This window comes from Sulfitobacter sediminis, from assembly GCF_040811725.1.
GTDB lineage: Bacteria > Pseudomonadota > Alphaproteobacteria > Rhodobacterales > Rhodobacteraceae > Sulfitobacter > Sulfitobacter sediminis.
In genome coordinates, this window is sequence record NZ_JBFNXX010000125.1 from 1 (window position 1) to 305 (window position 305).

At 57.0% G+C, this 305-nt stretch carries 1 protein-coding gene; it reads right to left on the bottom strand.

Annotated features, from left to right (window positions below):
- The coding region (locus AB2B41_RS23435) for a tetratricopeptide repeat protein (protein ID WP_367880239.1) at nucleotides 1-305 on the bottom strand (305 nt) is incomplete at both ends.

Consider the following 305-nt stretch of genomic DNA (forward strand, 5'->3'; position numbering starts at 1 on the left):
ATCGCAGCATCATAGTAACTGGGTCTGATCGGGTTCAGCTCGAAAGCCTTCCGCGCTGTTTCGACCGCTTTGTCGAACTCACCGATATTGGCATATGCACGGCCTAGAAACAGGATGTTGTCTGCATCTCCCGGCCCGAGTTCCACCGACCGTCTCGCGGCTTGAAGCGCTCCTTCAGTATCGCCAACCCAAGACCGAAGTATACCAAGTGCCTGAAATGCGGTCGCCAGCGTCGGGTCGATTTCAATGGCCTTCTCGATCTTCGCAATCGCCGACGACAGATCGGCTGGCCCGAGGTCCGAAGC